The sequence below is a fragment of the Microtetraspora fusca genome (genome assembly GCF_001570365.1).
In the GTDB taxonomy this organism is placed as follows: domain Bacteria; phylum Actinomycetota; class Actinomycetes; order Streptosporangiales; family Streptosporangiaceae; genus Microtetraspora; species Microtetraspora fusca.
Window position 1 is genome coordinate 47,512 of sequence record NZ_BBYK01000076.1, and the last position, 20,313, is coordinate 67,824.

The 20,313-nt window shown below is 70.5% G+C and carries 20 protein-coding genes; 6 read left to right on the top strand and 14 right to left on the bottom strand.

The features are described from left to right. Positions 1–15 precede the first annotated feature (15 nt). The 3 genes from AWQ68_RS35605 to AWQ68_RS35615 form a co-directional block, all read right to left on the bottom strand. A complete protein-coding gene (locus AWQ68_RS35605; RefSeq protein ID WP_218007180.1) occupies positions 16–1,218 on the bottom strand; it encodes an alpha/beta hydrolase in 1,203 nt (400 codons plus the stop codon). A 124-nt stretch (positions 1,219–1,342) separates the two neighbouring features. Then, positions 1,343–1,981 carry a response regulator gene (locus tag AWQ68_RS35610; protein ID WP_066949641.1) on the bottom strand — a complete coding sequence of 213 codons (639 nt, stop codon included), beginning with the start codon at positions 1,979–1,981 and terminating at the stop codon, positions 1,343–1,345. A 43-nt stretch (positions 1,982–2,024) separates the two neighbouring features. After that, entirely contained in the window at positions 2,025–3,206 is a 1,182-nt protein-coding gene (locus AWQ68_RS35615) for a sensor histidine kinase (RefSeq protein WP_218007181.1), read from the bottom strand. A gap of 315 nt (positions 3,207–3,521) precedes the next feature. Here AWQ68_RS35615 and AWQ68_RS35620 point away from each other — a divergent pair, with 315 nt between their 5' ends. Beyond that, a complete protein-coding gene (locus AWQ68_RS35620) occupies positions 3,522–4,715 on the top strand; it encodes an esterase-like activity of phytase family protein (protein WP_066949645.1) in 1,194 nt (397 codons plus the stop codon). A 204-nt stretch (positions 4,716–4,919) separates the two neighbouring features. After that, complete coding sequence (locus AWQ68_RS35625) at positions 4,920–5,675, top strand: trypsin-like serine protease (RefSeq protein WP_169809049.1); 756 nt, start codon at positions 4,920–4,922, stop codon at positions 5,673–5,675. Positions 5,676–5,701: 26 nt separating this feature from the next. On the opposite strand, the gene AWQ68_RS35630 is transcribed toward AWQ68_RS35625, so the two are convergent. Beyond that, on the bottom strand, positions 5,702–6,793 hold the full coding sequence (locus AWQ68_RS35630; protein WP_245656422.1) for an alanine racemase: 1,092 nt from the start codon (positions 6,791–6,793) through the stop codon (positions 5,702–5,704). 213 nt (positions 6,794–7,006) lie between these two features. Continuing rightward, complete coding sequence (locus AWQ68_RS44490) at positions 7,007–7,297, bottom strand: hypothetical protein (protein ID WP_157546254.1); 291 nt, start codon at positions 7,295–7,297, stop codon at positions 7,007–7,009. A 13-nt stretch (positions 7,298–7,310) separates the two neighbouring features. Between AWQ68_RS44490 and AWQ68_RS35640 the strand changes: the two genes are divergently transcribed. Both AWQ68_RS35640 and AWQ68_RS35645 read left to right on the top strand, forming a co-directional pair. Continuing rightward, entirely contained in the window at positions 7,311–9,215 is a 1,905-nt protein-coding gene (locus tag AWQ68_RS35640; protein WP_066949653.1) for a hypothetical protein, read from the top strand. Continuing rightward, positions 9,212–9,793 carry a hypothetical protein gene (locus AWQ68_RS35645; RefSeq protein WP_066949656.1) on the top strand — a complete coding sequence of 194 codons (582 nt, stop codon included), beginning with the start codon at positions 9,212–9,214 and terminating at the stop codon, positions 9,791–9,793. The genes AWQ68_RS35640 and AWQ68_RS35645 overlap by 4 nt, the downstream gene beginning before the upstream one ends. Before the next feature lie 207 nt (positions 9,794–10,000). Here AWQ68_RS35645 and AWQ68_RS35650 read toward each other — a convergent pair whose 3' ends face one another. From AWQ68_RS35650 to AWQ68_RS35675, 6 genes are all read right to left on the bottom strand, one after another. Beyond that, on the bottom strand, positions 10,001–10,591 hold the full coding sequence (locus AWQ68_RS35650; RefSeq protein ID WP_066949659.1) for a low affinity iron permease family protein: 591 nt from the start codon (positions 10,589–10,591) through the stop codon (positions 10,001–10,003). Then, positions 10,578–10,946, bottom strand: a complete 369-nt coding sequence (locus tag AWQ68_RS35655; RefSeq protein WP_084464779.1) for a hypothetical protein — start codon at positions 10,944–10,946, stop codon at positions 10,578–10,580. The genes AWQ68_RS35650 and AWQ68_RS35655 overlap by 14 nt, the downstream gene beginning before the upstream one ends. 165 nt (positions 10,947–11,111) lie before the next feature. Next, positions 11,112–11,321 (bottom strand): hypothetical protein, encoded by a 210-nt coding sequence (locus AWQ68_RS44495; RefSeq protein WP_218007182.1) that lies wholly within the window; start codon positions 11,319–11,321, stop codon positions 11,112–11,114. Between the two features lie 22 nt (positions 11,322–11,343). After that, a complete protein-coding gene (locus AWQ68_RS35665; RefSeq protein WP_066949664.1) occupies positions 11,344–12,285 on the bottom strand; it encodes a hypothetical protein in 942 nt (313 codons plus the stop codon). A 238-nt stretch (positions 12,286–12,523) separates the two neighbouring features. Next, on the bottom strand, positions 12,524–13,078 hold the full coding sequence (locus tag AWQ68_RS35670; RefSeq protein WP_066949667.1) for a hypothetical protein: 555 nt from the start codon (positions 13,076–13,078) through the stop codon (positions 12,524–12,526). Positions 13,079–13,320: 242 nt separating this feature from the next. After that, complete coding sequence (locus AWQ68_RS35675; protein WP_066949670.1) at positions 13,321–13,959, bottom strand: hypothetical protein; 639 nt, start codon at positions 13,957–13,959, stop codon at positions 13,321–13,323. A 245-nt stretch (positions 13,960–14,204) separates the two neighbouring features. On the opposite strand from AWQ68_RS35675, the gene AWQ68_RS35680 reads away from it, so the two are divergent. Both AWQ68_RS35680 and AWQ68_RS35685 read left to right on the top strand, forming a co-directional pair. Then, positions 14,205–16,259 carry a histidine kinase gene (locus tag AWQ68_RS35680; RefSeq protein WP_169809050.1) on the top strand — a complete coding sequence of 685 codons (2,055 nt, stop codon included), beginning with the start codon at positions 14,205–14,207 and terminating at the stop codon, positions 16,257–16,259. After that, a complete protein-coding gene (locus AWQ68_RS35685; protein WP_157546260.1) occupies positions 16,249–16,905 on the top strand; it encodes a response regulator in 657 nt (218 codons plus the stop codon). The genes AWQ68_RS35680 and AWQ68_RS35685 overlap by 11 nt, the downstream gene beginning before the upstream one ends. Before the next feature lie 42 nt (positions 16,906–16,947). Here AWQ68_RS35685 and AWQ68_RS35690 read toward each other — a convergent pair whose 3' ends face one another. The 3 genes from AWQ68_RS35690 to AWQ68_RS35700 all read right to left on the bottom strand — a co-directional run bounded on the left by AWQ68_RS35690 (position 16,948) and on the right by AWQ68_RS35700 (position 20,302). Then, positions 16,948–17,847 (bottom strand): carbohydrate ABC transporter permease, encoded by a 900-nt coding sequence (locus tag AWQ68_RS35690; RefSeq protein ID WP_066949678.1) that lies wholly within the window; start codon positions 17,845–17,847, stop codon positions 16,948–16,950. A gap of 1 nt (position 17,848) precedes the next feature. Further along, positions 17,849–18,955: a carbohydrate ABC transporter permease gene (locus AWQ68_RS35695; protein ID WP_066949707.1), complete on the bottom strand. Its 1,107-nt coding sequence runs from the start codon at positions 18,953–18,955 to the stop codon at positions 17,849–17,851. A gap of 96 nt (positions 18,956–19,051) precedes the next feature. Further along, the gene (locus AWQ68_RS35700; protein ID WP_066949680.1) at positions 19,052–20,302 is read right to left on the bottom strand and encodes a sugar ABC transporter substrate-binding protein; all 1,251 of its coding nucleotides are present in this window, start codon (positions 20,300–20,302) and stop codon (positions 19,052–19,054) included. Positions 20,303–20,313: the final 11 nt, after the last annotated feature.

Here is a 20,313-nt window from a genome sequence, read left to right on the forward strand (position 1 = left end):
GCGAGGCGGAGGAGGTCAGGGGACGAAGGTGACCTCGGGAAACCTCGGCGACGGGCCGTCCAGCAGGTGATCCCTGCCGCGCAGGTGCCGGTCGAAGAAGGCCAACGGGTAGGCCCGCTGGACGGCCTCGCCGCGTTCAGGGGCGAGCGTGCCGATCTGCTCGGCGAGCTGGGCGGGCGTCCATTTCAGCAGCGATGCCGCCTGCGGGGCGATCATCTCCATATCGCCATAGGAGACGTGCGCGACCCCTTCGGTCCTGATGTTGAGCTTCCAGCCCTTCAGATTCGACCAGAACGTGGCCAGGTCGGGGATCTGGTCGCGGACGGCCTTGGTGGCGGTCATCAGCATGTACGGCCGGGCCAGCCCCGCGGTGACGACCGGGCCCGCCACCGGGCCGTCCATGGCCAACCCGGCCTTGATCCGCCGGTCCTCGAACATGGCGGACGCGACCGTGGGCCCGCCGGCCGAGTAGCCGAACATGCCGACCCGGCTCAGGTCGAGCAGGCCGCGCAGCCCCTTGGGGAGCTTACGGTGGTCGGCGTCGGGGTTGCCGCCGCGGTTCAGCACCGTGAGCTGGTCCAGAACGAAGCGGGTGTCGGCGATGCGCTGCTCGTAGATCACCCGGCCGGTCCCGGCGCCGTCGTGAACGGGGCCCACCACCCGGCCGTCGGGGAACTCCACCAGGCCGTCGTAGGTGTGGTCGATCGTGGCCACCACGTATCCCCGGCTGGCCAGTTCCTCGACCACCACGGTGTTGGCCGAGCGGAAGGAGTCGTTGCCCGGGGAGTACAGCACGACGGGCAACCGGCCCTCGCGCCGGTCGGCGGGGGCGCCCTCGTGCCCGTGGGTTTGCGGCAGCAGGACGGCTCCCGGAGGCAGGCCCTCCTGGCGCAGGTACTGGGCCGCTGCCTTGGGCGGCAGCCAGGGCGCGACCGGGTACGCGGCGACCTTCCTGGCCGGGTAGGTCAGGCTGATCATCAGCTCGCGGTCGTGGCCGGCGCCCGCGAACGGGTCCTTCCTTGAGCGGTCGACCAGATGCAGGGACACCGTGCCGAGCGGGGAGGGGCCCGTCGGCGCCGGAAGGGTCAGCTGATGCGGGGCGGCGGCCTGGGGCCGGGCCTGGGTCTTGAGCTGTGTCTTGGCCTCGGCGGCAGTCGGTACGGCCAGCGACGCGACGGCAAGCAGGGTGGCGGCGCACACCATTCGACGGGCGATCAAAACGCACTCCTTCGGATCATTGGAAGTGGGAGTGCTCCGAAGCTAGTGACCCGCCCCGGCCGAGGTCGTCTACCCCAGGGCTCATTTCGCGCCGGCGGGCTACGCCTTTCGGCCGATGCCGGGTTCAGCGCACGGCGACCAGCCCGCTGCGGTAGGCGATGATCACCAGGTGCACGCGGTCGCGGGCGCCGAGCTTGGCCAGGAGGTGCCTGACGTGGGTCTTGGCCGTACCCGGCCCGATGTGCAGTCGCTCGGCGATCTCGTCGTTGGACAGGCCCTCGGCGACCAGCGCGAGCACCTCCCGCTCGCGCGTGGTGATGCCCTCCAGCGGCTCAGGGTGAGCGCGGCCGGCGAACTCCTTGATCAGCCGCCGTGTGATGCCTGGGGAGAGCAGCGCGTCGCCCGCCGAGACGACCCGGATCGCCGCCAGCAGGTCCCTCGCGGGGGTGTCCTTGAGCAGGAACCCGCTGGCACCGCCGCGCAGCGCCGCGTACACGTACTCGTCCAGGTCGAAGGTGGTGAGGATGAGCACCTTCGTGTCACTGGACGAGGTGATCAGGCGGGTGGCCTCCAGGCCGTCCATGCCGGGCATCCGGATGTCCATGAGCACGACGTCCGGCGCCTGCGCGCGGGCCACTTTGACGGCCTCCAGGCCGGTGCCGGCCTCGCCGACGACGGTCAGGTCCTGGGCGGTGTTCACGATGCCGCACAACCCCGCACGCACGAGGGTCTGGTCGTCGGCGACCACCACGCGGACGGTCATGCCGCGCGCCTGGGGACGGCGAGGGCGGCGGTCAGGCTGAGGTTCATGCCGGGTGCTCCGTGGAGGGGATGGGGAGGGTGGCGGTGACGCGGAAGCCGCGTCCGGGCAGGGGCGCCGCGTGGAACGCGCCGCCGTACAGGTGCACGCGCTCACGCATGCCGACCAGGCCGTGTCCGAGGTGCGGACCACCGGCGTCCGGGCATCCGACGCCGTCATCGGCGACGTCGACGGAGAGCTCGTCCGGCCCGTAGCACAGGGTCACCCTGGCCGAGCCGGCGGCGGCGTGCTTCACCACGTTGGTGAGGGCCTCCTGCACGATCCGGTACGCCGAAAGGTCGATCCCGGGAGGCAGTGCGCGGGGCGGCCCGGTGGTGGTGAGCTCCACCCGGACTCCCGCCCCGGCGATCTGCTCCAGGAGGCGGTCGAGGTCGGCCAGCCCGGGCGCGGGCGCGAGATCGGGCGCTTCGCTCCGGTCCTCCTCGCGGAGCACGCCAAGCAGCCGCCGCATCTCGACCAGGCTCTGGCGTCCCGTGGTCTCGATGGCCGTGAGCGCGGCCCGCGCTTCCTGCGGGTCGTCGTCGATCACCAGGGCGCCGAATCCCGCCTGTACGGTGACCACGCTCATGCCGTGCGCGACGACGTCGTGCAGTTCGCGGGCGATGCGCATCCGCTCGTCGGTGACACTCTGCCTGGCCAGCCTGGCCTGGTTACGCAGCAACTCCCCGAGGTGGCGGCGATGCATGCCCACGGCGTACCCGACGGTCCAGACGGTGGTGAACAGCAGCACGGAGATCACCGGGGTACCACCTATGCGCGGGTAGCCGGGAATCCCGGTCGCCGCGGCGGCGGTCAGCGCCATCCCGAGTGCGACGAAGGCGGTGCGCGGGCGGCAGAGGGCCGCCACCGCGTACAAGACGTAGGCCACGGACAGCATCCCCAAGATGATCGCCCTGCGCTCGACCAGCTCCGCCGCGACCAGCCCGGCCAGGGCGAGCCCGAACGCGACTACCGGCCGCTGACGGCGCAGCGCGATCGGCAACGCCGACACGACGACACCCGCGGGGACGACCGCGAACCGCTCGGCCCCCCTGACCTCATTGGCCAGCAACAGGAAGGCCGGGAACACGTAGCTGATCGCGGCGAGCCGATCCAGCGCCAGCCAGTGCCCCGGCCGTAACCGCCGGATCATCGGCGGATGCGGTACGACACGCGGCTCGACATGCACGGCCCCAAGGGTAGGCACACCGCCCGCCGGGAGCCACACCAGGAACCAGGGACGCATCCAGGTTGAGGGCGCGCGGCCCGCTCCGGGGACATGCGGTGGTCGGGCGGATTCGGCGGATAGCGTCGCCCTCGTAGTCGAAGCGGGCGCGCAGCCGGCCGCGCGCGTCGTGGTAGGTCTCGACGCGCTTGGCGTAGGTCGTGGTGCCGGATCCGCTCAGCTGCACCCGTCGGCCGCGTCGGCCGGTCCACCGTCCGGTCACATCCCGTCCGGTTCACGTTGGACGCCCGGTCATCCGGCCCCTCTAGCGTGCGCCGCATGAAACGGATTCTGACGATCATCGGTGCCGCCGCTGTGACGTTCGGGCTGGCGCAGCCCGCCACCGCCGCCCCGCCCGCCGACACCTTCGGCCGGGCCACGCTGACCGGATTCGCGGTGCTCCCGGCCGAGACCTTCGTGCCGGGCAGTGAGCCGTCGGGGTCGGCGATCGGCGCCGGGCCGTTCAACGGGATCAGCGCTCCCTTCGCGGGACAGCCCGTGCAGGGGTTCAGCGGTGTCGTGCGCCGGAGTGACGGCACCTTCGACGTGCTTTCCGACAACGGCTTCGGAAACAAGGCCAACAGCGCCGACTTCCTGCTGCGCGTCCACCACATCAGGCCCGACGTCTCGACCGGCACGGTGACGGTGCTCGGCGGGTTCAACCTGAGCGACCCCGAGCGGCACATCCGGTTCCCGCTGACCAGGCAGGACCGGGTGCTCACGGGAGCCGACTTCGACGTGGAGTCGATCGTGCGCGCGTCGGACGGCACGTACTGGATCGGCGACGAGTTCGGCCCGTTCCTGCTGCATTTCTCGGCGGACGGCGAACTGCTCGGCGCCCCGATCCCGCTGCCCGGTGTGAAGGCGCCGGAGAACCCGGACCTCGGTGGGGAGGCGCCGAACCTCGGCAGCAGCAAGGGCTTCGAGGGGATGGCGCGCTCCGTGGACGGGAAGCGTCTCTACCCGCTCCTTGAGGGCACCGTCGCCGGGGACGAGCCGGGCACCCTCCGGATGTACGAGTTCGACGTGCACAAGAGCGCCTACACCAAGCGGCGCTGGATCTACCCGCTCGAATCCCCGTCCAACGCCATCGGCGACGCCATCACGGTGGACCGGCACCGCTTCCTCGTCATCGAAAGGGACAACGAGCAGGGCGACGCCGCCAAGTTCAAGCGCGTCTACCTCGCCGACACACGCGACCGCGACCACGACGGGAAGCTGGACAAGACCCTCGTCGCCGACCTGCTCGACCTGGCCAACCCCAAGAAGATCGGCGGCTTCGGGACCACCTTCCGGTTCCCGTTCCAGACGATCGAGGACATCGCGCTGCTCGACGACCAGACCCTGGCCATCCTGAACGACAACAACTTCCCGTTCTCCTCCGGGCGGACCGCGGGCAAGCCCGACGCGAACGAGTTCATCACCGTACGGCTGGCGCGGCCGCTGCACGCGGACCGGCGCGCGATCTCCTGACTTTCGCCTCTCTCGCCATCGGCCGGCCGAGCCTTGTCCCGGCCGGCCGATGTCATTTGGGGACCTTCTGCAGCAAACCACGCCGTACGTAGATCTTTCGGTGATCTTTGGTTTCAGGCATGTCATGCCACGCCCATGTCCCATTACAGTGCGGGGATGCGTTTTGTCCCTTTTGTCATGATTCCTGCCGCTTTGATGCTCGGTGTGGCTATCGCCGCCCCCGCGGAGGCCATCACGAACGGTACCGCCGACGGAACCGACCACCCTGAGGTCGGCGCCCTCATCGCCGACAAGCCGCACGGCGACGGGACCTGGTCGTTCTGCACCGGCACGCTGATCTCGCCGACCGTCTTCCTCACCGCCGCCCACTGCGGCGAGGACGTCCACAAGGGGAAGGACGGGAAGAAGACCGCCCGCGTCTCCTTCGCCGGCAAGTACAAGAAGGGCGACAAGCTCTACACCGGCCGCTACGTGGCCGACTCCCGCTTCGACGGTGAGCGCTCCGACCTCCACGACATGGCCGTCGTCCTCTTCGACACCCCGATCCCGGACATCACCCCCGCCACGCTCCCCACCGAGGGCCTGCTCGACGGGCTCAAGGCCGACAAGACCCTGCAGACGTCCCGCTTCACCCCCGTCGGGTACGGCTCGCTCAACCCCAAGAAGGGCGCGCACGGGCGCCGGTACGTCTACACGGACGCGCGCCGCCAGACGTCCATCTCCTTCCAGGCCCTCACCCCCAGGTGGCTCAAGCTCTCCCTGGACCGGGCGACGAAGGACGGCAGCACCTGCTTCGGCGACTCGGGCGGCCCCAACTTCCTCGGCGACCGCACCTCCCACCTGCTCGTGGCGACGACGATCAGCGGAGACGACGATGCCTGCAAGGCGACCAACCTCGACTACCGCCTCGACACCGCCACGGCCCGCGCGTTCCTCGGCAAGTTCGTCACGCTCCCCTGACCCCCTGACTCCCCGGCGGCGCCCCCTCACCCCCCGACGTAGTGGAAGCCCGGCTTCGGATGCATCAGGAAGTCGTGGTGGGAGATGTTCCACGCGTACGCGCCGGCCATGGTGAACTCCACCACGTCGTCCCGCTCCAGGCGCATCGGCACGCGCCGGGCGAGCACGTCCTTGGGGGTGCAGAGCTGCCCCACGATCGTGACGGGCTCGCCCGGCTCGCCGGCGACCACCGGCTGGCTGTGGTCCTTGGTCGCCGGCGTGCGGATGTGGTGGGTGCCGCCCGCCACGACGGCGAAGAGCTCCCCGTGCACCCGCTTGACGTCGATGACCCGCGTCACGTACCGCCCGCAGTAGACGGTCAGCGACCGCCCCGGCTCGATCCGCAGCGTCTCGCCCGGCCGGCGCAGCGCCGCCAGGCCCCGTCCGTAGGCGTCCCAGTCGAAGCGCCGGTCCGGCTCGGCGTAGGAGACCGCCATGCCGCCGCCGAGGTTGACCTCGGTGACCCCGAGCCCCCGCGCGTAGTCCAGGACGGCCGCGGCCAGCTCCAGCAGGGGCCGCGCCTCGAGCCCGCTGGCCAGATGGGCGTGGATCCCGCGCAGCCGGACCGTTTCCTGCGCACGGAGCAGTTCGAGGCACTCGTCGATCGCGGCGGGGTCCATGCCGAACGGCGTCGCCCCGCCTCCCATGGCCAGGGACGCGCCCTCGACGGGGACGTCCAGGTTGACCCGCAGCAGCACGTCGGCGGAGCGCCCGGACGCGATCAGCCGCCGCAGCTCGCCGATGCTCTCCACATGGAGCCGGGTGACCTCGCCGCGCAGTTCCTCGTCGGTCTTGCCCGGCCCGCCGAGGGCGACCGGCAGGCCGGGGTGCAGTTCCCGTACGTGCGCCAGCTCCCCGCCCGAGGCGACCTCGAAGCCGTCGACGTGCCGGGCGAGGACCCGCAGCAGCTCCGGGTCGGGGTTCGCCTTGACCGCGTAGTAGAGCTCGACGTCTCCGAGCGCCGCGCGTACCGACCGCACGTGCGCGTCCAGTTCGGCCAGGTCGTAGACGAACGCGGGCAGGCGTCCGGCGGCGGCGAGCGCCTTCGCCTGGGCGTTCGCGGGCAGTGCGGTCGTCACCGTGACCTCCGATTTCGCCCGGGTCGGGCTCGCTCCGAGTGATCCTCGCCTGCCGGAACCGGCCGTCCCGCCCGGCGGCGTGCGTACGGTGATCATAGATTCCGAGCCCTCCCGCGGTTTCGCTGACGCGGTGGCCCTCGGCCCCGGGGAGGCCCCCGGCCTCATGGGACATATCCGATCTGACGGACATCTTTACGGGGCGGGGAATCGAAATTACTCTCGCTGGAGTCGTCGCGTCCCGCCGACCGCGCTGGAGTCCATCGCCCTCATGGCCCACCCCTTACCCCAGCCGTCGCCGAGCCCACGGCCCCCGACCGGCCCCTCGCAGCCGCCGTCCCAGCAGCAGCCGCACGAGCCGCCGACCCCGGCGCCGCAGCCGCCGCCCACCACCCCGGAGCCGTCGCCGGACAAGACGGGCGGCGCCACGGGAGCGTCCGGCGGCGGGCCGTCTCGGGTCCCCGTCCCGCCGGGCGGCACGAGCGCGACCGAGGGATATTCGGGCATCGACCCCGTGCGGATGGACGCCTTCGAGCGGGCGCTGGGGCGGGCGGAGGACGCCCTGGGCCGCAACGAGCAGGTGATCCGCGGGGTGCTGCAGCGGCTCGATCTCGACACGTCGGCGTTGAGCGCGCTACGCGAGGCGCGGAGCTGGATCGAGTCGAGCCGTCCCGACCTGCGGCGGCGCGGCGAGACCATCCGGTCCGAACGTTCCGAGTGGGGCGCGTCCGCCGGACCTTTCACGCTCGCCGCCTTCGACGAGGCGCAGTACGGCAAAGCGGGCGGCGACCCGGACGTGTACGCGGCGCTCGGCGCGCTCGCCCGGGGCCGCGACAGGGGCGAGGTGGACAAGGAGGCGCTGGCCGCGCTCGAGAAGCGCACCGGCGATTCGGCGTTCGCCACCGCGCTGATGAACGCCCTGGGCGCGACGGCGTACCGGAAGCTGATGGCCGACACCACGGAGCGGCGGGACGACAAGGAGGCCAAGCGGCTGCAGACCGCCCTGGCCAAGCTGCTGGGGACGGCGAGTTCGCGGCTGAGCGACACCTGGCGGGACGAGCTCACCACCGATCTCGCCGTCGGATGGCGCGAGGGATACGCGGTCGCGCTGGCCCTCAAACAGGGCACCTTCGCAACCGGTTTCCTCCTCGCCGCCGCCAGGAAGCTCGACGCATGGGACCGGAACGCCTCCCAGGTGCCGGTCGGGCCGGATCCAGGCGTCATGACCGCGCTCATGGAGGCGCTCAGCCGCGATCCGGCGGCGGCCCAGGACTTCTTCGCCGGTGATCCGACCACGTTGAAGCGGCTGCTGACCGAGCGCGGCATGGCGGACAAGGGAGTGGCGCTGGGCAAGGCGCTGGAGGCCGCCACCCTGACGTTCCGCGATCACGACGGCTCGCCGCAGAACCCCTCGCGCGGCTACCTCTCGGCCAAGCTGGCGTCGGAGTTCGTCCACATCGAGGCCGGCCGGATCGAGAAGGGCTTTCCGCCTTCGTCGTTCGTCCACCCACCCAGCACCGGCCGCATCCTCGCCGGCTACATCGCCGACATCGACCGTGCTGCTCAGAAATCGGACCGGGTCGTGCCCGGTGTCGCCGGCGCGGATAATCCCGGCGCGCCGGGGCCTGATCCGTGGGGGGCGAAGTTCGATCAGCAGGAGTTGCGGTGGGTGGCGCGTGAAGCGTTCGCGGATGTCGGCGCCTTCACGCCTGTCCTGATGGCGCAGACCGCCTTCACCGGATGGCTGCTCGACCATGCAGCCGGCCAGATAGCCGCAGGGCAGGGCGACGGCATGCTCAAGACCAATGCCCAACGAGTGGGCGCCGGCTTCGGCCTGATCACCGATGCGGCCGGCCTGGCCAAGATCGACGAAGGCAAGGCACTGGATGAGGTGCAGCAATTGAAGATGAAGGTGTTCACCGGGGTGGTCAACACCGCGCTGGCCATCCCGCAGTCAGGAAAATGGCCGATCATCGCTGGGGTCGCCGGGGCCTGGACCGGCCTGGTCGAGGACGCCTTCAAGAGTGACGGCGGCGCGGAGACCAAGGCCCGCCGTGGGGCCAACGCCGCTGTGGACCAGACGCGGACCCTCGTGCACGATCTCACCGTCCAGGCGATGCTCAACCACGGGCTGTTCGGGTCGGCTGATCCTCCCGCTCCCACCCATCCGTGGGCCTCTCTTGAAGGCCTGCGCGAGGGAGACGATCCCAGGGACAATCTCAACAACTTCCTGAAAGATGACGGTCGGACTCTCATGACAAAGGAGGAGATGATCGACAAGACGACGGACAACAGCACCGAGAAGACCCGCCGACTGGACGCCTACGATCGATGGCTATACGAGGGGCCGTCAGGAGATCTCTGGCGCGATGTCGAGCTTCGCCTTAACCAGAGCTTCTCCGACGGCTTCACTCAGTACGCATGATGAGGACACGAATCGCCATAACCGTCGCGCTCGCCAGTGCCCTGGCCTTGTCGACGGCATGCGAGGACCAACAGGCGGCTGCGGACCTCACTCCGCTGCCGGCAGTGGCGGCTCCGCCGTACATCTGTGACCAGATCCCGCTGAAGGCGGTGGAGCTGATGACCGGGGTGCGCAAGCCCCTGGTGCGCGGCTTCTTCGATCTTTCGGCGGACGTTGGGGATGGGAGCTGTGCGGTCTATCGGCGAGACGGTGATCGGCTTAAGGTCTTGCAGGTCATCCTCACACCGGCCAGAGTTCCGGGTGAGGTGGAGGAGGAGCTCGAAGGAGCCACGCCGTTGCCGGAGATCGTCCCCGGCTCCATCGGGTACTACTTCAAAGATCCACACAAAGAGAAGTACGCCGCGCAGGCAGTGCTCGCCCGGGGCAAGGCGGAGCTCACCGTTCAGCTGGTATACGGGGTCAAGGGGCGGGACAACGCCGCGGATGTGCTGGCGTTGATGAAGCTGATCGCGCCCAAGCTCATCACCGCCGCCAGCGCTCCGTCACCCAGCGCGGCGGCTTCTCCCAAGGGGAAGTGACCAGGCCCGAGCCGACTCGATGGGCCGCTCAGGTCGGGGAAAGGGCCGGCGGCGTGGGCTGGCTAGCGGAGACGCTCGGGACTGGGACCGGTGGCGAGTCCAGGGCTGCGACCGCGGCGCCCTCAGCTCGGACTGCGGCCTTGGAGACCTCACGTCGGTGGATACGGTGCACAGATCGCCCGTGCTTGCCAGTCGGGCGGCAGGGGATCAGCGGGGGAACTGATCGCCGCTGGGTGCTTGTCGGCCGCCGGATCCCTTCGCACGCTCGATCGTCTCGACGGCATCGTCAGCGGCGCCCGCCCGGCCCTCAGGGGCCCGGCCGAGGTCGGCCTCGCTTTTCTGGATCACTTCCTCGGTTTCCACCACACGCTCGCGCAGGGTCTGCTGCTCGATGCGGATCGCGCGATCCGGAGCATCCTCCAGACCGACGAAGCGAGTCAGCGGCACCTCCGTCCTGACGTCGAGGTTGCGTGCCATGGCGGCGAGCACCTCGGTCTGCGCGTCGAGCTTCGCCTGGATCGCGCGGCTGTCCCGGTTCTGGCTGGACTGGATGATGAACACCATCACGAACGTCACGATGTTCGTGACCGTGTTGAGGACGAGTTCGTACAACTCGTTGCCGAACCCGCCGGGCACCAGGGCGGCGCCGGCCACCCAGAGCGCCACCAGCAGCACCGCGGCCACGATGGCGGGAAACGAGCCGAGCGCGGTCGTGGTGGCGCCGACGAACCGGGTGACCGCCGTGCTGTAGTCGCCCGGATGCGGCATCGTCGGGAGCGGCCTGTCACGCGTCTCCACGGTGGGGGCTCTCCAGGCGGAAGAAGTTGCTCTGGCTGCCGTCCTTCCTGTGCTCCTGGTAGATGAAGTTCAGCTCACGCACGTCGAAGGTCGTGAACCACTCGTCCCAGGAGATCTCCTGGAGGTCGCCGCCGCCGTACCCCGGGAAGTCGAACCGGAGCACGCCCGGCCGTCCCTCGTGCTCGGTCCCGGGGACGGTCGCCGGGCGGGCGTTCCGTTCCTCGGCCCACCGCTTGATCACATCGTGGTTCGTCGTGATCAGGCTGCGTCCCTCGCGCTCCTCGTGCTCGTCGACAGAGGAGATCTCCTGCTCGTACTTGTGCTCTCCGCGCACCGGGCGGTTCTGCTCGGCCATAGGCAGCCCCCTCCTCCTGTCGCAGTCTTCCGGCCCTCCCTACCCAGGTCGGCGTACGGCATTCGCCCCGAGACCCGGGGCCGCGACGCGGTGAACATCCACGGGAGACGGGGGACGGGCCACGCCCGCCGGAATCCGGTCTCCACCGGGGCCGGCCGCGGGGGATCAGGCTCCGAGCAGGTCCTGCACCTGCTCGACCACCTCGTCCACGCTCAGGACCAGGGCGTCCTCGGCCACGGGGACGCCCGACTGGTCGGAGATCACCACGCGGAAGCCCGTGACCGTCTGCGCCGCCAGCCCCGAGAGCGTCACGGCCAGCGAGGCCGGGCGGTCTTTCGTGGGGATCAGCACATCAAGATCTGCGGGCTGGGTCATAGCCGGCATGGCTACCCCTTGATCACCTGGGCAAACGGCTCCCGGCGGGGGAGGCGGCGCGCCTGGACAGCCCCAGCTCGGCGGCCTCGCGCACCGGGACGGACGTGCTGCAGGAGCCGTAGGAGGCGAAGCCCGACCGGACCCGCAGCACCTCCTCCGGCGTGAGGGAACAGGCCAGGTCCGCGAGCCGTTCCGCGTCCGTGTCCAGCAGGACGGAGGCGACCTCGTCCGCGCTCCGGCCGCGTACGGCCTGCGCCGAGGCGAGCAGCACGTTGAGGTACCCGAAGTGGGTGAACCCCGTGGCCGGGTCGGTGTGGCGTACGGCGTGGTGCAGGCCGGCGGTCGCCTTCACCGCGATCCCGGCGCTCGCGGCGGCGACGAGCGCGGCGGCCAGGTCGGCGGCGGGCGGGAACAGCTCCGGCCGGACGCCGCCGCACCGCAGCTTCAACCCGAGCGGCCGCCCGGCCGACTCCCGGCGTTCCGCGAGCGCGGCCGTCAGGGCCGCCGCCCCGGAGACGTCCGCGGGCTCAGCGAACAGGGTGACGTCCGGGCCCGCGCCACCCTCGGCCAGCGCCCGCAGCGCGACGTCGAGAGCGGCGGCCGTCGGCCCGGTGCCGGACGCGGCACCGGGCCGGTCCGCGTCCGACGCGGAAGGGGCGAGCGGCGCGAGCGCCCACTCGACCCCGGCGAGCGTGAGCGCGGGGGCGTCGCTCACCGTGCGGATCGCCTCCCGCGTCTGCGCGGGGTCGGCGCCGCCGATGAGGATGATCCGTACCCGGTCCTCGGGGGCGAGTTCGGCGAGGAACTCGCCGATCCGGGCGGCGGGGCAGAGGAACCGGTGCGCCAGCATCGGCTCGGCGGCGGCGAGGTCCGCCCGGTGCCGCCGTACGGCCGAGGGCATGTCGAGGGACGTCGGCGGGAAGAGCCCGGCGTCGTCGACCAGGGCGTCCAGCAGGCCGGTCACGACGACCTCCGCACCGATCGAGGGCCGCCCCGGCCGAGATCTCTCCTGACCTGCCGTGGGTTCGGCATCTGGTACGGCATCGCACCTCCTGTTGCCGTGCCGCGTACCGGGTCTGGCCCGGAGGGCTTGGGCCCGCACGCGATCTGACGCTTATGTCCGCTATCAGACCATGCCGACGGCAAGCCTCGCGAGCCGGACCCGCTCTGTCGCGCGCCGAAAACGGGGGGAGACGCGGTCGTCACCGATGGGCGGAAGATGTCCGGGGGCGGCTCCGCGTCCGCCGGTCATACGCGATCAGCAGCACCGCGGCGGCGGCGAAGGCGGCGCTGAACAACAGCGGGACCGTCTCCGGGAACCACATGAAATCGGACGGAACAAGCCGCAGTGATCCCTCAACGAAGCCCATGTAGAAGTCCGGCTGACTGCCCGCTGAAACATCGGCGGGGGTGTAGCCGCCGAACGCGATTCCAGGAGAAGCCGGGATCACCGCCGCGACGCCGGTCGCCGCGAGGAGGAGCAGCGTCCCGGCCACGGCCAGGCGGAGCCACCGTGCCGGCACCGCCACCGCCAGCAGGACGGGGACCGTCATCGCGCCCATCCCCACGAGCATGTCAACGAGTATCAAGAGCGCCCAGGGCAGGATCGTCGACTTCGTCACGATGAGCGACAGGACGCTCGCCCCGGCCATCGGGGTCCCGATCCATAGTGGATATCCCTCGATGTGGCCGACCACGGAAGGAAGCGCCGTCACCAGGACGGCGAGCAGCGGGAGGAGCGCGGAACGCTGGAACACGGACCATCCCGATCACGAGGGCGAGCGCCCATGTCGATATCGCCAGATATCGTGCCACGTCCTACCGACATGAAGGACGGTCGATGATCAGGAAGTGACGGCGGGTGTGGACGTCAACGCCGTGGCCAGGTGACGGCCGCGAACATGGCGGAGCAGACCAGGAATCCGCCCGGACCGTGGGAGCGGCCGGGCTCGTTTCCCCAGCGCCGGCCGGCGGGTGCGGTGAATGCCCGGCGGCCGCTTCAGTGCTCGCGGCGCACCAGCTCGGGACGGAACGCGACGATGAGTCCGAGCGTGGTGTACCCCACGAGCAGGTGGGCCGCACCGACGATGTCCGACACGGAGGTGCCGAAGATCATCATGCTGGGGAGGGTGACGACCACCCAGCTTTCGGCGACGAGCGGCCAGAAGCGGGCCGCCCCGCGCCACCGGCCGCCGATGGCGACCTTGAGGCCGATCACGAACATGCCCAGCATCGACAACGGCCAGAACGCGTCGAGGATCCCCAGCCAGGCGCTGTCACGTGCGGAGGGGAAGAACGCGTGGAAGAAGCTCCACGCCATGGCCAGGGCCAGCAGCACTCGTTCGACCTGCAGCATGGCACGCGCCGCGCGGCTCACGCCGGTCGCGCCGGTGCGGACCATGATCGCAAGGAGAAAGCAGACGCCGAACTGGAACGCCAGACCACCCAGATCCGTGATCTTGATTCCCATTTCGGTCGCGGGGTCGAAACCGTAGACGAAGCTGACGGTCGACCAGGCCAGTGCCCCGGTGGAGAGGCCCAGAGCCAGTCGGCGCACGGTCGTGTCGGGGAGCGGCGCGGATACGGACCCACCGGTGTGGGTGCCTCGCTGGGCGTGAACGGAGGGGGGCTCGGTCATCGTTGTTCCTTCGGGTCGGGGGGCGGCGACGGTCACCGCGACAACGAGGACGATCCTCATGAACCACCGACCCAGGCGGTCAGGGCATCCTGCCCCGAATCCTGGCCCTTCCTGCGTCCCAGGGCGGCTGGGACGCCGGTCCTAGGGACATCGCGTACGTGCTGAGGCACACTTTCCTGGTGCAGATTGTGACGGTTCGCCGGCCTTGGTGGCTGAGCCCCGGGCCTGTGCTCCTTGCGATCGCCGTGACCGCCGCACCAGTGGCAGCGCTGATCGACCTGCAGGTGCCACAGGCCCACCGCGCCGTGCTCGAACTACAGCCGGGCGGGTTGGATGCGATAGCAGGTGTCGCACTCGCCGTGGCCGGCATGGTCGTGCTCCGCCGCTATCCGCGCCACCCGCTCGGCCGCCTGATGTCGGGCTTCGGCGCCTGGTGGGCGCTGGACAGCGTGGCGTCGTCGTGGGTCGCCTACGCCACCATGCACGATCCCGCGCTCCCCGGCGCGTCCGCCGCCTTCATCGTCTTCCAGCGACTCGGCGCGGGCCTGGCGCTGCTGCTCCCCCTGGCGCTGCTGCTGTTCCCGGATGGGAAGCTGCCGACCGGATGGTGGCGGGTCGCCTCGCTGCTCAGTCTCGCGCTGACGAGCCTGCTCCCGCTGGCCCTCGTCGCGGCGCCGTCCGCCATCGCCCAGGCGACCGCGGGATCCACCCCGCTGCCCGCGCCGCTGCGAGGGCTGAACCTCGAGGCGCTCTATCTCCCGCTGCCGGACGCCGTCTGGACCGGTGTGCTGCGGGTGGCGCAGCTGTGCCTTCCGCTGAGCCTGGTCACTCCGTTCGCCGTGGTGGTACGGCGCTACCGTACGGTGGCCGGCATCGACCGCGCCCGGATGCGCTGGCTGGTGTGGGCGGCCCTGGTCGACCTCCTGGTCATGCTGACGTTCCGGCTGCTGCCCCTCTGGTTCGGCACCGTCGGCCTGACCGTCGCCGTGGTCCTCACCTCCGGGTCGGTCGCGATCGGGATCGTGCGGCCGGATCTCGTCGACGTCGACCGGCTGCTCGGCGGGACCCTGGTGTACGGCCTCCTGCTCACCCTGACGTTCGTCCTCGACCTGCTGGTCCTCGGCGGCGTCGGCCAGCTGCTCGGGCCACGTCTGAACGACGGGGTGCGGCTGGTCATCGCCGTCTTCGCGGTCGCCATCCTGTACGCACAGCTGCGGCACCGGTTGTGGCGGTTGGTGCGACGCTGGGTCGTCGGAGATCGGGACGACCCCTACCACGTGATGTCCGGGCTCGCCGAGCGGCTGGAGCGGACGGACGACTCCGAGGCGCAACTCGTCACCCTGGCGCGGACAGTGGCCCGCGCCTTCCGGGCACCCTACGTGGGCGTGGAGATCACCCAGGTCAGCGGCGAAGTGCTGCTCGTCGAGGACGGCGAGCGTCCCGCCGAGACACAGGCGCTCCCCATCACCTATCGCGGAGAAAGGATCGGGCGGTTGCTGCTGCCGCGTCAGGCCGCCCGCCGCCGGCTCACCTCCGGTGACGAACGGCTACTGGCGGATCTGATCCGCCAGGCCGCCGCGGCGGCCCGCGCCGTACGCCTCGCGGAGGAGCTGCAGCACAGCCGTGAGGGCATGGTCTCGGCGGTGGAGGACGAACGCCGTCGTCTGCGTCGCGAGCTCCACGACGGCCTCGGGCCTGCACTGGCGGCGGTCGCGTCCCGGATCGACACCGCCCGGATCACCGCCCGTCGGTCGAACGAGGACGCGGACCGGATCCTCCACATGGCTCGCCAGGAACTCACCGGGATGCTCGCCGAGGTACGGCGGCTGGTGCACGGCCTGCGGCCGCCCGCGCTCGACGACGTCGGCCTGGTCGGGGCGATCCGCCAGCAGGCCGAGCGACTGCGAGCCCCGGGGCTGACCGTCCGGGTGGAAGAGCGGGGCGACCTGACCGGCCTGCCGGCCGCCGTGGAGGTGGCCGCGTACCGGATCGCGTCGGAAGCGGTCACCAACGTGGTCCGGCACGCGCAGGCCGGCGAGTGCGTGGTGTCGCTCACCCGCGACGTCGGAGGCGGGTACCTCGACGTGGTGATCGTCGACGACGGCGCCGGCCTCGCCACCACGGCCGTGGCCGGCGTGGGACTGGTGTCCTTGCGTGAACGAGCCGCCGAACTCGGCGGGTCGAGCAGCGTGACCTCCGCGGGGCCGGCCGGTACGCGGGTGTGGGCGCGGCTGCCCGTCGCGTCGTCCGGGAAGGTGCCCGTGCTCGTCGCTGAAGGAGAGGTGGCCGATGACCGGTAAGCGACCGGTGAGGGTCCTCGTGGTGGACGATCACCCGGTGTTCCGCGAAGGCTTCGCGGCACTGCTGAGCAGCATCGATGAGGTCGAGGTCGCCGGTACGGCCTCGACCGGTGTCGAGGCCCTCGATCAGGCCACCGAACGAGAACCGGACGTCGTGGTCATGGACGTCCAGATGCCCGACATGGACGGCATCGAGGCCACGCGTCGCATCCTTCAGAAGCACCCGCGGATCGGTGTCGTGGTGCTCACCATGTCCGAGGAAGACGGCACCATATTCGACGCGCTCCGTGCCGGCGCCCGTGGTTATCTGCTCAAAGGCGCCGAGCCGGACGAGGTCGTCCGTGCGATAACCACGGTGGCCGGCGGCGGTGTCGTGTTCGGTGCGGTCCTGGCCCCGCGCATCGCCGACTTCTTCGCCCCGAGGCCGCAGAGCGGAAGCGTCACGGCGTTCCCGATGCTGACCGCCCGGGAACACGAAGTGCTCGACCTGGTGGCCGCCGGCCTGTCGAACAGCCAGATCGCCGCACGGTTGTTCCTGTCCCAGAAGACCGTGCGCAACCACGTGCACGCGGTGCTCGGCAAGCTCCAGGCCGCCGACCGTGCGGAAGCGATCATCCGCGCCCGGGACGCCGGCCTCGGCCGCTGATCGAGGTTCGGGGAGTTCCGGGCCCGCGTGCCCCTGCTTGGGTCAGCCCTTCTCGGCCCCCTCGTTGGCGCCGCGGACGAAGTAGCGCTGGAAGACCACGAAGATGACCGCGACCGGGATCGTGGCGAGCACGGCGGCGCCGAGCTTGAGCGGATACTGGGTGCCCTTGCCGAGCGAGCCGCTCACCAGGTCGGCGAGGCCGCGCGGGAGCGTGAAGAGCTCGGGGCTCTGCACCGCAACCAGGGTGTGCGGGAACTCGTTCCAGGTTCCCTGGAACGAGATGATGGTCAGCGTGAGCAGCGCCGGTCTGGCCATCGGGAGCACCACCGACCAGAACGTGCGGAACACCCCCGCGCCGTCGATCCGTGCGGCCTCCTCGACGCTGACCGGGATCGATTCGAAGAACTGCTTCATGATGAAGACGCCGGCCGCGTCGGCGATCACCGGGAGGATCAGCGCGGTGTAGCTGTCGTACAGGCCGAACTGGTTGAGCACCAGGAACTTCGGGATGAACAGCACCACGCCGGGCACGGCGATCACGGCGACGATCGCGGAGAACAGCGCGGCGCGTCCGGGGAAGCGCAGCCGGGCCAGGGCGTACCCGGCGAGCGAGTCCAGGAAGACCCGTCCCACGGTGACGATGATCGTCACCAGCAGCGAGTTGCCCAGCCACAGCGGCAGGTCGGTGTTCAGGAAGACCTTCTCGTACGCGCCGAGCGTGACGGGGTCGGGGAGCGGCGACAGCGGGTGCGTGGCCGCGTCCGGCTCGGTCTTGAACGAGTTCGCGATCTGGATCACGAACGGATAGAGGAAGACGAGCGCGAAGAAGATCAGGATGAAGTAACCCGCGAACGTGGAGGCGAGCGTCCGCGCGCCCGCCGAGCCGCCGGTCCGCCGTCTCTCCCGCGTCGAGCGCGGAGCGGCGCCGATGCTCACCGCCATGTCACGCCTTCCCTCTCCTGGTCCGGCGGCCGGGGCGCGGCACGGCGTCCCGATCCCGCAGGACCCAGCGCTGGACCAGCGCCAGCACCACGATGATCACGAAGAGCACGAACGAGATCGCCGTGCCGGGGCCGTAGTCGAAGTTGCGGAACGCCGTCTTGTACGACAGGTACGCCGGGGTGAGCGTGGTCTTCGCCGGGTCGCCCTGACTCATCACGTAGACCTGGTCGAAGACCTGCCATGTGGCGATCGTGCCGAGCGTCAGCACCAGGAAGAGCGTCGGCTTCAGCAGGGGCAGCGTCACGTGCCGGAACGTCTGCCAGCGTCCGGCGCCGTCGAGCCGGCTCGCCTCTTCCAGCGTCACCGGGATGTCCTGCAATGCGGCCAGGAACATCAGCATGAACGTCCCCGAGGTGGTCCAGACGACCAGCATGATGATGGTCGTCATCGCCACACTCGGCCCGGACAGCCACTCCCACCAGGACAGGCCGAACGGGCCGCCGTCGGTCAGCGCAGCGGGCGGGGCGTCCGGATCGACCAGGCCGAGCGCGCCGAGCAGCAGGTGCAGCGTTCCCCGCGAGTCGGAGAACCACTGCGGCCCGTCGATGCCGAAGAGGTTCAGCAGCCCGGACACCGCGCCCGAGTTGGCGAACATGAAGAGGAAGACGACGCTGATCGCCACCGAGCTGGTCACGGACGGGAAGAAGAACGCCGCGCGGAAGAACGTCCGGCCCTTGAGCAGCCTGCTGTTGACGATCACGGCCAGCCCGAGCGCGAGCACGGTCTGCGCCGGCACCACGATCAGCACGTAGTAGAAGTTGTTGCGGATGCTCGTCATGAAGTCCTGGCGGGCCAGGCTCTCCTCCGTGAACAGCCGCGCGTAGTTGTCCAGCCCGACGAACGGCACGCCCGCCCGGAACGGGCTGCCCTGGCCGTTCCACTCGGTGAGGCTCACCCACAGGGCCATCAGGATCGGCAGCAGCATGAACAGGCCCAGGATCACCACGACCGGGGCCACGAAGAGCCAGCCCGCGACGCCCTCACGGGCGGCGGCGGAGAGCCGCGGCCTCCGCGCTCCCGTCACAGGTCCGCCGGCCGGGGCAGTCATGTCGGCCACGCCGACCTCCTTCCACCGTCTTGCATGTCGCTCGTCGGGCGCCCCCGGCCGCGCGGCGTGGCGGGGCCGGGGGCCGGGATGGACGACCTAGTTACCGAGGGCGGCCTGCGTGTTCTTCTGCAGCCGCTCCAGGACGGAGGCGGGGGAGGTGGACGTGAGCTGCTGGATGCCGGTGTCGAAGTCGGCCAGCACGCTCTCCATCTTCGGCGCGTTGACGGGGCCCTGGGCGTACTCGGCGCCGTTCACGAACGGGGCGTCGCCCGGGAACTCCGCGGTGTAGGCGTCCTTGGCGGACTGGCGCGACGGCATCACGCCGAACGCCCGGGCGAAGGCCATCTGCTGGTCGGCCGTGGTCATCGCCTGGACGAAGTCGATCGCCTGCTCCTTGTACTTGCTCTTGGCGGAGATGCCCCAGCAGGTGGTGAAGGACAGGGTGCCCTTGCCCTTCGGCCCGGCGGGCAGCTCGTGCACCGAGTACTTCACGTCGGGGAAGTCGGCCTTGAGCGCGCCCTTGATCCAGTTGCCTTCGATCGTCATGGCGGCCTTCTCCTTGCCGAACGCCTCGCCGCCCCAGCCCGCGTCGAGCTGCTTCGGGAACCGCGCGAACTTCTCCTTGAGGAGCGACTGGACGTATTCGAGTGCCTTGGCGTTCTCCGGCGAGTCGGCAGTCGCCTGCTTGCCGTCCGGGCTGGTGATCCAGCCGCCCGCCTGCACCATGAACGCGCCGATCCGGTCGCGGGTGTCGCCCACGGCCAGCGGCGTGATCCCCTTGGCCGCCAGCTTCTCGCTCACCGAGGTGAGCTGTTCCCACGTGGTGGGCACGTCCGCGTCGGTCAGCCCGGCCTTCTTCCACAGGCCGTCGTTCACGATCAGCGCCAGTGTGGAGAAGTCCTTCGGCGCGCAGTAGAGCTTGCCGTCGTAGGTGAAGGTCGCGCGCAGGCTCTCGTAGAAGTCCTGCGAGTTGGCGATCCGGTCCCCGTACGGCTCCAGCGCCCCGACGCTCGCGTAGTCGGCGAAGCGCGACGCGTCCACGTAGAAGACGTCCGGCGGGTTGTCGCCGGCGAACGCCTGGCCGAGCTGCTGGGCGAGGTCCTGCGCCGGGGTGACCGTCGCCGTCGACCCACTGGCCTTGGCCCAGGCGTCGGCGGCCTGCCGTACGGCGTTCGTCTCGGCGTCGCCCGAGGAGCCGATGAGGATCTGCAGGGAGGCCGGGCCGGTGCTCTGCTGGGCCGGGGCGGCCGGCTTGTCGTCGAACCCGCTGCCACAGGCGGCCGAGGTGAGGAGGCCGGCGCCGGCCAGCGCGCCGAGCGCCGCGTTCCTGAGAGTTGCGCGTTTCATGGACGTTCCTG